Origin of the sequence: Enterobacter cloacae complex sp. I3 (genome assembly GCF_014896175.1) — a bacterium.
In the GTDB taxonomy this organism is placed as follows: Bacteria; Pseudomonadota; Gammaproteobacteria; order Enterobacterales; family Enterobacteriaceae; genus Enterobacter; species Enterobacter bugandensis.
Map to the genome: position 1 here is coordinate 121,434 of NZ_JADBQZ010000003.1, position 12,205 is coordinate 133,638.

A 12,205-nucleotide genomic window follows, 5' to 3' on the forward strand; every position below is an offset into this window, starting at 1 on the left:
CACATGCGTTACGTTGATGAATACCGCGTGCCAGAACAGGTGATGCAGCTTATCGGACATCTGAAAACGCGCGCGGCGCTGCTGGACTACACGAACGAAAGGCCGCTGCGGATCATGGAGGTGTGCGGAGGGCACACGCACGCCATCTTCAAGTTTGGCCTCGACCAGCTGCTGCCGGAGAACATCGAGTTTATTCACGGCCCCGGCTGCCCGGTGTGCGTTTTGCCGATGGGGCGTATCGACAGCTGCATCGAAATTGCCGGCCAGCCCGACGTCATTTTCTGCACCTTTGGCGACGCGATGCGCGTGCCGGGGAAAAACGGCTCGCTGTTGCAGGCGAAGGCGCGCGGCGCGGACGTGCGGATCGTTTACTCGCCGATGGATGCCCTGACGCTGGCAGAGGCTAACCCTGAGCGCAAGGTCGTCTTTTTCGGGCTGGGTTTTGAAACCACCATGCCCGCTACGGCCATCACGCTGCAGCAGGCGAAAGCGCGCAACGTCACTAACTTTTTCTTTTTCTGCCAGCATATTACGCTCATTCCCACGCTGCGCAGCCTGCTCGAAGAGCCGGACAACGGCATCGATGCGTTTCTGGCACCGGGCCACGTCAGCATGGTAATTGGCACAGACGCCTACGGTTTTATCGCTGAGCAGTACAATCGTCCGTTAGTGGTGGCTGGTTTCGAACCGCTTGATCTACTGCAAGGCGTAGCCATGCTGGTTGAGCAGAAAATAGCGTCCCTGAGCGCGGTTGAAAATCAGTACCGCCGCGTGGTGCCCGATGCGGGAAATGAACGGGCGCAGCAGGCGATTGCCGACGTGTTTAGCGTTGAGGGCGACAGCGAGTGGCGCGGGCTGGGGCTGATTGCGGAATCCGGCGTGCGCCTGACGCCTGCCTATCGCGAATTTGATGCCGAAGCGCACTTCCGCCCTCAGCCGCAGCAGGTGTGCGACGATCCCCGGTCCCGCTGCGGCGAGGTGCTTACCGGCAAATGCAAACCTCATCACTGCCCGCTATTTGGCAACACCTGTAACCCGCAAACCGCGTTTGGCGCGCTGATGGTCTCCTCTGAAGGGGCATGCGCCGCGTGGTATCAGTATCGCAACCAGGAGTGTGAAGCATGAACACGGTGGAAATGGCGCACGGAAGCGGTGGACAGGCGATGCAGCAGCTGATTAACCGGCTGTTTATGGAGGCCTTTAATAACCCCTGGCTCGCCGAGCAGGAGGATCAGGCGCGCATCGCGCTCTCAACCCTCACCGCACACGGCGACCGGCTGGCGTTCTCCACCGACAGCTACGTGATTGACCCGCTATTCTTCCCGGGCGGCGATATTGGCAAACTCGCCGTCTGCGGTACGGCCAACGACGTGGCCGTCAGCGGCGCTATTCCGCGCTACCTCTCCTGCGGATTTATCCTCGAAGAAGGATTACCGATGGAGACGCTTGCGGCAGTGGTCAACAGCATGGCGCACACCGCCCGCGAGGCGGGGATCGCTATCGTCACCGGGGATACCAAAGTGGTCCAGCGCGGCGCGGCGGATAAGCTCTTCATCAACACCGCCGGAATGGGGGCGATCCCCGCCGACGTTCACTGGGGCGCGCAGCAGCTTTCGGTGGGCGACGTGCTGATTGTCAGCGGAACGCTGGGCTGCCACGGGGCAACCATCCTGAACCTGCGCGAAGGCTTAGGGCTGGACGGCGAGCTTCGCAGCGACTGCGCGGTGCTCACCCCGCTTATCCAGACGCTGCGCGACATCCCGGGCGTCAAAGCCCTGCGCGACGCTACCCGGGGCGGGGTGAATGCCGTTGTCCACGAGTTCGCCGCAAGCAGCGGGTGCGGGATTGAACTGAGCGAGCGCGACCTGCCCGTTAAGCCTGCCGTGCGGGGGCTGTGTGAGCTTTTAGGGCTTGACCCGCTAAACTTTGCCAACGAGGGCAAGCTGGCGATCGGCGTGGAACGTTCGGCGGCGGAAGCCGTACTTGAACAGCTGAGAGCGCATCCCTTAGGGAAAGACGCGGCCATCATTGGCGACGTGGTTGAGCGCAAAGGGGTGCGCCTGACCGGACTTTATGGCGTGAAGCGCACGCTGGATCTGCCGCACGCTGAGCCGTTACCCCGAATTTGCTAGAACCGCGCCATAAGCGGTCAGCAGTGAAGTCTCTTTTTTGCCAGTTTCTAGTGGAAAGCAATAATGCCGTATACACCGATGAGCGATCTTGGACAGCAGGGCCTATTTGACATCACGCGCACACTTTTACAACAGCCCGATCTCGGCGCGCTGAGCGATGCCCTGACGCGGCTGGTCAGGCAATCAGCGCTGGCGGACAGCGCGGCGATTGTGCTCTGGCATAGTGGAACGCACCGCGCGAGCTACTATTCCACGCGCGAGAATGGCAAAACGTTTGAATGCGAAGACGAAACGTACCTCGCGCACGGCCCGGTGCGCCGCATTCTCTCCCGGCCTGAAGTGCTGCACTGCAATTTTGAAGAGTTTCGGATGGCATGGCCGCGGCTGGCAGAGAGCAATCTCTATCAGCCTTTCGGTCATTACGGCATGCTGCCGCTGGCGGCGGAGGGCCATATTTTTGGCGGCTGCGAGTTTATCCGCAATACCGACCAGCCCTGGAGCGAGGCGGAGTACGAGCGGCTGAACACCTTTGCCCAGATTGTGGCCGTCGTCGCGGAGCAGATCCAAAGCCGCGTCACCAATAACGTGGATTACGACCTGCTGAGCCGCGAGCGCGATAACTTCCGTATTCTGGTCGCCATCACCAACGCCGTACTCTCAAGACTCGACATGGACGAGCTGGTCAGCGAAGTCGCCAAGGAGATCCACCACTATTTCAGGATCGACGCCATCAGCATCGCGCTACGCGGGAACCGCAAAGGCAAGCTGAACATCTACTCCACCCACTATCTTGATGAGGCCAACCCAGCGCACGAGCAGAGCGAGGTGGACGAAGCGGGCACCCTTTCTGAGCGGGTATTTAAAAGCAAAGAGATCCTGCTGCTGAATCTCAGCGAGCAGGACCCGGTGGCGCCGTACGAGCGGATGCTGTTTAACACCTGGGGCAACAAAATTCAGACCCTGTGCCTGCTGCCGCTGATGTCCGGCAGCACCATGCTTGGGGTGCTCAAACTGGCGCAGTGCGATGAAGCCGTGTTTACCACCGCCAACCTGAAGCTGCTGCGCCAGATCGCCGAGCGTATTTCCATCGCGCTGGATAACGCCCTCGCCTATCAGGAGATCCACCGCCTGAAAGAGCGGCTGGTGGACGAAAACCTGGCCCTGACCGAACAGCTCAACAACGTGGACAGCGAGTTTGGCGAAATCATCGGGCGCAGCGATGCCATGTACAGCGTCCTCAAGCAGGTGGAAATGGTGGCCCAGAGCGACAGCACGGTGCTGATCCTCGGTGAAACCGGCACCGGTAAAGAACTGATAGCCCGCGCCATTCATAACCTGAGCAACCGCAACAGCCGGCGGATGGTGAAGATGAACTGCGCGGCGATGCCCGCGGGTCTGCTGGAAAGTGACCTCTTCGGCCACGAGCGCGGCGCCTTTACCGGCGCCAGCAGCCAGCGGCTGGGCCGTTTTGAACTGGCGGATAAAAGCTCCTTGTTCCTCGACGAAGTGGGCGATATGCCGCTGGAGCTGCAGCCCAAGCTGCTGCGCGTTTTGCAGGAGCAGGAGTTTGAGCGCCTCGGCAGCAACAAGCTGATCCAGACCGACGTGCGGCTGATTGCCGCCACCAACCGCGACCTGAAAAAGATGGTCGCCGACCGCGAGTTTCGCAGCGATCTCTACTATCGCCTGAACGTCTTTCCGATCTGCCTGCCGCCGCTGCGCGAGCGCCCGGAAGATATTCCGCTGCTGGTGAAGGCCTTTACCGCGAAGATTGCCCGCCGGATGGGGAGGAATATCGACAGTATTCCTGCCGAAACGCTACGTACCCTCTCGTCGATGGAGTGGCCCGGCAACGTGCGCGAGCTGGAAAACGTCATTGAGCGCGCGGTACTGCTGACGCGCGGGAACGTCCTTCAGCTCTCTTTGCCTGAAGTCTCCCTTCAGGAAGCCCCCACGCTGTCGGCAGAAGTCGCGCAGGAAGGCGAAGATGAATATCAGCTCATTATGCGCGTACTGAAAGAGACCAACGGCGTGGTAGCCGGACCGAAGGGCGCAGCTCAGCGGCTGGGGCTGAAACGAACTACCCTGCTCTCTCGCATGAAGCGTCTGGGAATCGATAAAGAGAGCCTGCTTTAACCCGTCATTCCGGCGCCGCTTATGGCGCCGCTTTTCGTCACCCTGCGCAATTGTCCCTCATTGACACAATATATTTTCCTCTGTATAAAATTCCGCCTTAATAATGCGTTTCATTTGCATCAAAAATAATATTAATGAAGGGTAGCGTTTCATGAAGAAGGTCATCTGCGCGTTAGGCCTGGCGATTGCGTCGGTCAGTTCTGCTCTGGCAACCACATATCCTCTGACGATTGAAAACTGTGGCTTTAAAGAGACATTCACTAAAGCGCCGGAACGCGTCGTGGCCCTCGGTCAGAACACCGTGGAAATTTTGCTCCTGCTGGGGCTGGAAGATAAGGTCAAAGCCAGCGCCTTCTGGCCGACCAAGGTGCTGCCGCAGCTGGCTGAGCAGAATGCAAAAATCAAAACCCTGACCGTCGAAATTCCGACTCTTGAATCCATCCTTGCGCAAAACCCCGATTTTGTTCCTGCACAGCTGCCGCTACTGCTTGGGCCGGAAAGTAAGGTCGCAAAACGTGAAGATCTGGCTACCGTCGGCGTGAACAGCTATTTATCTCCAGGCATGTGCGCCACCAAAAAAGCGGCAGGCGATATGTACGGCAGCCGCCAGACGCTGTGGGATATGACGTACCTTTATAAAGAGATTGAAGATTTCGCGAAGATTTTCAACGTTGAAGCGCGCGGCCAGGCCGTTATCGCTGATTTCAAAAAACGTGAGGCCGACCTGCGTCAGGAATTTGGTAAAAACAAAAAAGATCTCTCGTTTGTTTTCTGGTTCTCAAGCGCCTCGCCTTCGGCAGATGCCTATGTCGGCGGGAAAAACAGCGCCTCCGGTTTTATTGCTAACGTGCTGGGTGGCCATAACGCCATTACCGCTGAGACCGAATGGCCGACCGTCGGCTGGGAAAGTATTATTGCCGCGAACCCTGATGTGATTGTCGTCTCCAGTCTGGACCGCAACCGCTGGGCGCTGGATAACGCGGATGAGAAAATCAAATTCCTGAAAAGCGATCCTGCCGTGAGCCAGCTTGATGCCGTCAAAAAAGGCCATATCGTGGTGATGGACGGTCAGGCGATGAACCCGACGATTCGTACGATTTACGGTGCTGAACAGGTGGGTGAACAGCTCAGAAAACTGGGGCTGAACTGATGACGGCAGCCGTACTTCAGGCCCGCCAGGGCCTGATCCTGACCACATCCGCTCTGCTTGCCGTTGTCCTGCTGTTTTTAGTGATTGCTCTTGGTGTCAGCGTCGGCGAGCTGTCGATTCCGCTGTCCAACGTCTTTTACGCTATTGGTAATAAGCTGGGGCTGACCGACGTTCCGCTCAACCGCATCTATGAGAGCGTGATCTGGGACTTTCGCCTGAGCCGCGCGCTGGTGGCGGCCTGCTGCGGGGCCGGTTTAGCCATCTGCGGTGCCGTGCTGCAAAGCCTGCTGAAGAACGCGCTGGCGGAACCTTACGTGCTCGGCGTGTCGGCAGGTGCCTCAACCGGGGCGGTGTCGGTCGTCGTCCTGGGCATCGGCACCGGCGCGGTGTCGCTCTCTGCGGGGGCGTTTGCCGGGGCGTTCGCCGCCTTTGCGTTTGTCGCCTTTCTGACGAACGGCGCGCGCGGCGGCAATGAACGCACCATTCTGGCAGGCGTTGCTGCATCTCAGCTTTTCAACGCCATTACCGCTTACACCATCAGCACCTCCGCCAGCGCGCAGCAGGCGCGCGACGTGATGTTCTGGCTGCTGGGCAGCTTTAGCGGCGTGCGTTGGCCGGAATTCCAGCTGGCGCTGGTTGTCGTGCTGGCGGGCCTTGCCGTCTGCCTCTACTATTCCCGGGCGCTGGACGCCTTTACCTTTGGTGATGACGCGGCAGCCTCCTTAGGCATTGCCGTGCCCTGGGTGCGTCTTGCCCTGTTTACCACCACGGCCCTGATCACCGCGACCATCGTCAGCATGGCGGGCTCAATCGGCTTTGTAGGGCTGGTGGTGCCGCACGTTATGCGCTTCCTGTTCGGGCCGCTGCACCGCACGCTGCTGATTGCCAGCGCGCTGGCGGGGGCGATCCTGATGGTGCTGGCCGATATCGCCTCGCGGATGCTGATTGCGCCGCAAAGCCTGCCCGTCGGCGTGGTCACCGCGCTGGTGGGCGTACCTTTCTTTGCCGTGATTATCTACCGTTCAAGGAATAAGTGATGAGTATCTGCGCTGAAAATATTACCTGGAAGGTAGGCAAAAAAGTTATCGTCAATGGTGTCTCGCTGAAGGTTTCACGCGGCGAAACGGTGGGTTTGCTTGGTCCTAACGGCTGCGGCAAATCGTCCCTTTTGCGTATCCTGGCAGGCCTGCGTCGCCCGGATGCGGGCAGCGTGACCCTGGACGGGCAGGACATTTCCCGCATCGCCAAAAAGCAGCTTGCCCGCCGTGTGGCGTTCGTTGAGCAGCACGGGATGACCGACGCCAACATGCGCGTGCGCGACGTGGTCAAACTTGGACGTATTCCGCACCACTCCCCTTTTTCTAACTGGAGCGCGCAGGATGACGACACCGTCACCGCGGCTCTGCAGCGTGTCGATATGCTGGACCGCAGCGAGCAGGGCTGGCTGAGCCTGTCCGGCGGCGAGCGTCAGCGGGTGCATATTGCCCGCGCGCTGGCGCAAACGCCAACCGAAATCCTGCTGGATGAACCGACCAACCACCTGGATATCCATCATCAGATGCAGTTGATGCAGTTGATCAGCCAATTACCCGTTACCAGTATCGTCGCCATCCACGATCTCAACCACGCTTCAATGTTCTGCGACTCGCTGATTGTGATGCAGAAAGGGCAAATTGTGGCGACCGGAACGCCGCAGGACATCTTATCCGAGTCGTTGCTCTGGGATGTCTTTCGGGTCAAAACCAAAATTGAGATCTCGCCGTTTCATGGCAAAAAGCACATTCACTTTATCGTTTAGGGACGAGTGATCGACAATGTCCCTTCGCCCCGCCACCACGCTCTGGCCGCCCGTTTTACTGGGTAGCCAGTTTGTTTTTAACATTGGGTTTTACGCCGTCGTTCCCTTCCTGGCGATATTTCTGCGCGACGACATGCTGCTCTCCGGCGGGCTCATCGGGCTGATCCTGGGCCTGCGCACGTTCTCGCAGCAGGGGATGTTTATCGTTGGCGGTGCGCTCTCGGACCGGTTTGGCGCGAAAGTCATCATCCTCAGCGGCTGTATAGTTCGTGTTTCAGGCTATCTGCTGCTGGCCTTCGGGGGATCGCTGTGGCCGATTATTCTGGGCGCGTGTCTGACGGGCGTCGGCGGCGCGCTATTTTCTCCCTCAATTGAGGCTCTGCTGGCGAAAGCGGGTACCCACAGCGAGGCGAAAGGGAAACGAAGCCGGGCGGAGTGGTTTGCGCTCTTTGCCGTCTGCGGGGAGCTCGGCGCGGTACTGGGCCCGGTTGCTGGCGCTCTGCTAACGGGGCTTGGCTTCCGCCAGGTGGCGCTGGCGGGGGCAGGCGTCTTTATCATTGCGCTAGTGGTGCTTTACTTCTGTCTGCCTGCTGCCGGGCAACGTTCACAGAAGATAAAAATAGTGCCCTGGTGGACGACGTTCCGCCAGCCGCGCTTTGTCGCCTTTATCATTGCCTACAGCTCCTGGCTGTTAAGCTATAACCAGCTCTATCTGGCGCTGCCGGTGGAGATCCAGCGCTCCGGCGGTAACGAGAAAGATCTCGGCCCGCTTTTTATGCTGGCCTCCGTTCTGATCATTACCTTACAGCTGCCGCTGGCGCGTTTCGCCCGACGCGTGGGCGCGGTGAACATTCTTCCGGTGGGCTTTTTGCTGCTTTCCGCCGCCTTTGTGAGCGTGGCAATGTTTGCGGCAACAGAACCGCCTGAGGGCTGGCTGCGGCTTCTGCCCTCGGTCTCGTTTGTCACGCTGCTGACGCTGGGGCAGATGCTGCTGGTGCCCTCGGCAAAAGATCTCATTCCGCGGTTCGCCGATGAATCCACGCTGGGCGCGCACTATGGCGCACTCTCCACCGCCGGAGGCATTGCAGTACTGGCTGGAAACTTATTATTTGGCAGCCTGCTGGATCGCGCGCTGGTGCCTTCAACGCAGGCGATTTACCCGTGGCTGCTGCTGGCGCTCTTTCCACTCTGCAGCGCGCTGGCCCTGAATGTGATTTGCCGCCCGCTACGAAGCTGATCGGTTCACTTTTTCGGGCGATACTTCTCCGGCAGTTCCGGCACCGGACGACGGTCATCCATCAGATGGCGGACGGTCAGAATGGGGTGACGCCATAACATACGCGGGCCTGCCCAGCGCATAATCTGCTTCATCTCTTCACGTCTGGCAGGCTGGTAGCAGTGCACCGGGCATTGTTTACAGGCGGGCTTTTCTTCACCAAAAACGCACTTATCCAGGCGCTTATCAGCATACGCGTTGAGCGCCTGATAATGCCCCGCTTCCTGAGAAGCCTGTGGACACTGCTTTGCGTACAACGCGATCATTTTCGCGATGGTCTCTTTTTCACGTGATATGCGTTTACCGGTCATAGCGACTTACCAAATAATAAGATGCATCAATAATACACTTTAAAACTGTGGATTTCAGGTGTTGCATTCCGTTTTCTGAAGCCTGATTCCACTATTAACCCTGCACCTCCTGAAAATCACTGGTATTTTATACAGGCATCAGGAATGACCGTTGTCCGTATAGTCTGGAGACCCTATGAAAGAGATCGCGATCGGCAAACCCTACCGCCATTTAAAAGTGGGATATTTCAGAAAACGTCACGAGGATCGAAAAACGAAGATACCAAAGCGATACAGCGTGCATGCGGCGCTGAGCTTAAAAGGAGACTGGCTTGAAAAGGCGGGCTTTACCACCAACTCCCAGGTCAGGGTGGGCGTTGAGCATGGAAAAATCGTCATTGAGTTAATGTCTGAAGGCGCCTCGTAAAGCCGCCACATTTTTCTGCGCCGTACCTTTTTTTCATGCGACAATAGAACGAACAAACGGCCACTGAGCCGCTCAAAACGGTTTATTTTCAAAGAAATGGACATCATAACTCCATGAGCACAATCGACAATTTCGACGCACATACGCCGATGATGCAGCAGTACCTGAAGCTGAAGGCACAGCATCCGGAAATCCTGCTGTTTTACCGCATGGGCGATTTTTACGAGCTGTTTTATGACGATGCTAAACGTGCGTCGCAGTTGCTCGACATCTCGCTAACCAAACGTGGCGCATCCGCAGGCGAGCCCATCCCGATGGCCGGTATCCCGCACCACGCGGTTGAAAACTATTTGGCCAAGCTGGTGAATCAGGGTGAGTCCGTTGCCATCTGCGAACAAATCGGCGATCCGGCAACCTCGAAAGGCCCGGTTGAGCGCAAAGTCGTGCGCATCGTCACGCCAGGCACCATCAGTGATGAAGCCCTGCTTCAGGAGCGCCAGGATAACCTGCTGGCAGCGCTGTGGCAGGACGGCAAAGGGTTTGGCTACGCCACGCTGGACATCAGCTCCGGACGTTTTCGACTGAGTGAGCCGGCTGACCGCGAAACGATGGCTGCCGAACTGCAGCGCACCAACCCGGCAGAGCTGCTCTACGCCGAAGACTTCGCCGAAATGGCGCTGATTGAAGGCCGTCGCGGATTGCGCCGTCGCCCGCTGTGGGAATTTGAAATTGATACCGCGCGCCAGCAGCTGAACCTGCAGTTCGGTACCCGCGATCTGATTGGCTTTGGCGTGGAAAATGCTCCGCGCGGGCTGTGTGCCGCTGGTTGCCTGCTGCAGTACGTGAAAGACACCCAGCGCACCGCCCTGCCGCATATCCGTTCTATCACCATGGAGCGCCAGCAGGACAGCATCATCATGGATGCCGCCACGCGCCGTAACCTGGAGATCACCCAGAACCTGGCAGGTGGCGTTGAAAACACGCTCGCGTCGGTGCTCGACAGCACGGTGACGCCGATGGGCAGCCGCATGCTGAAACGCTGGCTGCATATGCCGATTCGCGATACCGATACGCTGGTTTGCCGCCAGCAGACGATTGCTGCGTTGCAGGATCGCTACACCGAGCTGCAGCCGGTCCTGCGTCAGGTGGGCGATCTGGAACGTATTCTTGCCCGTCTGGCATTGCGCACCGCGCGCCCGCGTGACCTCGCGCGGATGCGTCATGCTTTCCAGCAGCTGCCGGAACTGCGTGCGCAGCTGAGCGACGTTGACAGCGCGCCGGTGCAGAAACTCCGTGAAACGATGGGCGAATTCACCGAGCTTCGCGAGCTGCTGGAGCGCGCCATTATTGATGCCCCTCCGGTTCTGGTGCGCGATGGCGGCGTGATTGCTCCAGGCTACAACGAGGAGCTGGACGAATGGCGCGCGCTGGCCGACGGCGCGACGGACTATCTCGATAAGCTGGAAATTCGCGAACGCGAGCGTCTTGGGCTCGACACGCTGAAAGTGGGGTATAACGCGGTACACGGTTACTACATTCAGATCAGCCGCGGGCAAAGCCATCTGGCGCCGATTCACTACGTACGTCGTCAGACCTTGAAAAACGCCGAGCGTTACATCATTCCCGAGCTGAAAGAGTACGAGGACAAAGTACTCACCTCGAAAGGTAAAGCCCTGGCGCTGGAAAAACAGCTGTATGACGAGCTGTTCGACATGCTGATGCCACACCTGGCTGACCTGCAGCTCAGCGCCAGCGCGCTGGCGGAGCTGGACGTGCTGGTGAACCTGGCAGAACGGGCTGAAACGCTGAACTATACCTGCCCGACCTTTACCGACAAGCCCGGCATTCGCATTACGGAAGGCCGTCACCCGGTCGTTGAGCAGGTGCTGAACGAACCGTTCATCGCCAACCCGCTGAGCCTGTCGCCGCAGAGAAGAATGCTGATCATTACCGGCCCGAACATGGGCGGTAAGAGTACCTACATGCGCCAGACGGCGCTGATTGCTTTGCTCGCGTATATCGGCAGCTACGTCCCGGCGCAAAAAGTGGAGATTGGCCCCATCGATCGTATCTTCACCCGCGTTGGGGCAGCGGACGATCTGGCGAGCGGTCGCTCAACCTTCATGGTCGAGATGACCGAAACGGCTAATATTCTGCATAACGCGACGGAGCACAGCCTGGTGCTGATGGACGAAGTGGGACGCGGAACCTCAACCTATGACGGCCTGTCTCTGGCCTGGGCCTGTGCTGAAAGCCTCGCGAATAAAATCAAGGCCATGACGCTGTTCGCCACCCACTACTTCGAGCTGACGCAACTGCCGGAGAAAATGGAAGGCGTGGCTAACGTTCATCTTGATGCGCTGGAGCACGGCGATACCATCGCCTTTATGCACACGGTGCAGGATGGCGCGGCGAGCAAGAGCTATGGCCTGGCCGTTGCGGCGCTGGCAGGTGTACCAAAAGAGGTGATCAAGCGCGCTCGCCAGAAGCTGCGTGAGCTGGAAAGCCTCTCGCCGAATGCGGCGGCGACGCAGATTGATGGCACCCAGATGTCGCTGTTGGCGCCAGCTGAAGAAACGTCGCCTGCGGTGGAAGCGCTGGAGAACCTCGACCCGGATTCGCTGACGCCGCGTCAGGCGCTGGAGTGGATTTACCGGTTGAAGAGTCTGGTTTAGTTTTCTGCGGTCTGTTTTGTCGGGTGGCGGCTTCGCCTTACCCGACCTACAAAACCCGTAGGCCCGGTAAGCGCAGCGCTACCGGGCTTATTTTTACAACAGCGGCGGGATCGTCGGCACCTGCGGTGCTTCATCAATATCCTTCTGCGTCATGCGGAACGCTTCCGGGTAATGCTCGCGGCTGGTACGACGCAGCGGTTCGGTATCGCGCCAGGTATAAAGACAATGCTGGCACTGGTAAACGGTCCAGACCCCTTTCACCGGTGACGTCGCCATCACTTCAATATGCTCATCGGCACAACGTGGACAAATCATCTTTTC

11 protein-coding genes are annotated in these 12,205 nt (G+C 58.6%); 9 read left to right on the plus strand and 2 right to left on the minus strand.

The window, feature by feature from the left end; all coding sequences use genetic code 11:
• Positions 1–3: 3 nt before the first annotated feature.
• The 7 genes from hypD to IM271_RS03140 all read left to right on the plus strand — a co-directional run bounded on the left by hypD (position 4) and on the right by IM271_RS03140 (position 8,453).
• The gene (gene hypD, locus IM271_RS03110; RefSeq protein WP_193052158.1) at positions 4–1,125 is read left to right on the plus strand and encodes a hydrogenase formation protein HypD; all 1,122 of its coding nucleotides are present in this window, start codon (positions 4–6) and stop codon (positions 1,123–1,125) included.
• The gene (gene hypE, locus IM271_RS03115; protein WP_063155084.1) at positions 1,122–2,132 is read left to right on the plus strand and encodes a hydrogenase expression/formation protein HypE; all 1,011 of its coding nucleotides are present in this window, start codon (positions 1,122–1,124) and stop codon (positions 2,130–2,132) included. The genes hypD and hypE overlap by 4 nt, the downstream gene beginning before the upstream one ends.
• Positions 2,133–2,195: 63 nt before the next feature.
• Complete coding sequence (gene flhA, locus IM271_RS03120; RefSeq protein ID WP_193052159.1) at positions 2,196–4,268, plus strand: formate hydrogenlyase transcriptional activator FlhA; 2,073 nt, start codon at positions 2,196–2,198, stop codon at positions 4,266–4,268.
• 151 nt (positions 4,269–4,419) lie between these two features.
• Positions 4,420–5,418, plus strand: a complete 999-nt coding sequence (locus tag IM271_RS03125) for an ABC transporter substrate-binding protein (protein ID WP_193052160.1) — start codon at positions 4,420–4,422, stop codon at positions 5,416–5,418.
• The gene (locus tag IM271_RS03130; RefSeq protein ID WP_028014224.1) at positions 5,418–6,455 is read left to right on the plus strand and encodes an iron ABC transporter permease; all 1,038 of its coding nucleotides are present in this window, start codon (positions 5,418–5,420) and stop codon (positions 6,453–6,455) included. The genes IM271_RS03125 and IM271_RS03130 overlap by 1 nt, the downstream gene beginning before the upstream one ends.
• The gene (locus IM271_RS03135; RefSeq protein WP_048960092.1) at positions 6,455–7,216 is read left to right on the plus strand and encodes an ABC transporter ATP-binding protein; all 762 of its coding nucleotides are present in this window, start codon (positions 6,455–6,457) and stop codon (positions 7,214–7,216) included. The genes IM271_RS03130 and IM271_RS03135 overlap by 1 nt, the downstream gene beginning before the upstream one ends.
• Before the next feature lie 16 nt (positions 7,217–7,232).
• Positions 7,233–8,453 carry an MFS transporter gene (locus IM271_RS03140; RefSeq protein ID WP_192971679.1) on the plus strand — a complete coding sequence of 407 codons (1,221 nt, stop codon included), beginning with the start codon at positions 7,233–7,235 and terminating at the stop codon, positions 8,451–8,453.
• 5 nt (positions 8,454–8,458) lie between these two features.
• Here IM271_RS03140 and IM271_RS03145 read toward each other — a convergent pair whose 3' ends face one another.
• A complete protein-coding gene (locus tag IM271_RS03145) occupies positions 8,459–8,803 on the minus strand; it encodes a nitrous oxide-stimulated promoter family protein (RefSeq protein WP_047364429.1) in 345 nt (114 codons plus the stop codon).
• A 175-nt stretch (positions 8,804–8,978) separates the two neighbouring features.
• Between IM271_RS03145 and IM271_RS03150 the strand changes: the two genes are divergently transcribed.
• Together IM271_RS03150 and mutS are read left to right on the plus strand one after the other, a co-directional pair.
• Positions 8,979–9,209, plus strand: coding sequence for a SymE family type I addiction module toxin (locus IM271_RS03150; RefSeq protein WP_041908449.1), 231 nt, complete (start codon positions 8,979–8,981; stop codon positions 9,207–9,209).
• A 113-nt stretch (positions 9,210–9,322) separates the two neighbouring features.
• Entirely contained in the window at positions 9,323–11,884 is a 2,562-nt protein-coding gene (gene mutS / locus IM271_RS03155; protein ID WP_045261242.1) for a DNA mismatch repair protein MutS, read from the plus strand.
• A gap of 93 nt (positions 11,885–11,977) precedes the next feature.
• On the opposite strand, the gene IM271_RS03160 is transcribed toward mutS, so the two are convergent.
• Positions 11,978–12,199, minus strand: a complete 222-nt coding sequence (locus IM271_RS03160; protein WP_003862116.1) for a non-oxidative hydroxyarylic acid decarboxylases subunit D — start codon at positions 12,197–12,199, stop codon at positions 11,978–11,980.
• Between the last annotated feature and the right edge of the window lie 6 nt (positions 12,200–12,205).

Excerpts from the sequence above, each read along its gene's own strand:
- hypD (WP_193052158.1), top strand. The coding sequence starts at position 4 with ATGCGTTACGTTGATGAATACCGCGTGCCAGAACAGGTGATGCAGCTT.
- hypE (WP_063155084.1), top strand. The coding sequence starts at position 1,122 with ATGAACACGGTGGAAATGGCGCACGGAAGCGGTGGACAGGCGATGCAG.
- flhA (WP_193052159.1), top strand. The coding sequence starts at position 2,196 with ATGCCGTATACACCGATGAGCGATCTTGGACAGCAGGGCCTATTTGAC.
- IM271_RS03125 (WP_193052160.1), top strand. The coding sequence starts at position 4,420 with ATGAAGAAGGTCATCTGCGCGTTAGGCCTGGCGATTGCGTCGGTCAGT.
- IM271_RS03130 (WP_028014224.1), top strand. The coding sequence starts at position 5,418 with ATGACGGCAGCCGTACTTCAGGCCCGCCAGGGCCTGATCCTGACCACA.
- IM271_RS03135 (WP_048960092.1), top strand. The coding sequence starts at position 6,455 with ATGAGTATCTGCGCTGAAAATATTACCTGGAAGGTAGGCAAAAAAGTT.
- IM271_RS03140 (WP_192971679.1), top strand. The coding sequence starts at position 7,233 with ATGTCCCTTCGCCCCGCCACCACGCTCTGGCCGCCCGTTTTACTGGGT.
- IM271_RS03145 (WP_047364429.1), bottom strand. The coding sequence starts at position 8,803 with ATGACCGGTAAACGCATATCACGTGAAAAAGAGACCATCGCGAAAATG.
- IM271_RS03150 (WP_041908449.1), top strand. The coding sequence starts at position 8,979 with ATGAAAGAGATCGCGATCGGCAAACCCTACCGCCATTTAAAAGTGGGA.
- mutS (WP_045261242.1), top strand. The coding sequence starts at position 9,323 with ATGAGCACAATCGACAATTTCGACGCACATACGCCGATGATGCAGCAG.
- IM271_RS03160 (WP_003862116.1), bottom strand. The coding sequence starts at position 12,199 with ATGATTTGTCCACGTTGTGCCGATGAGCATATTGAAGTGATGGCGACG.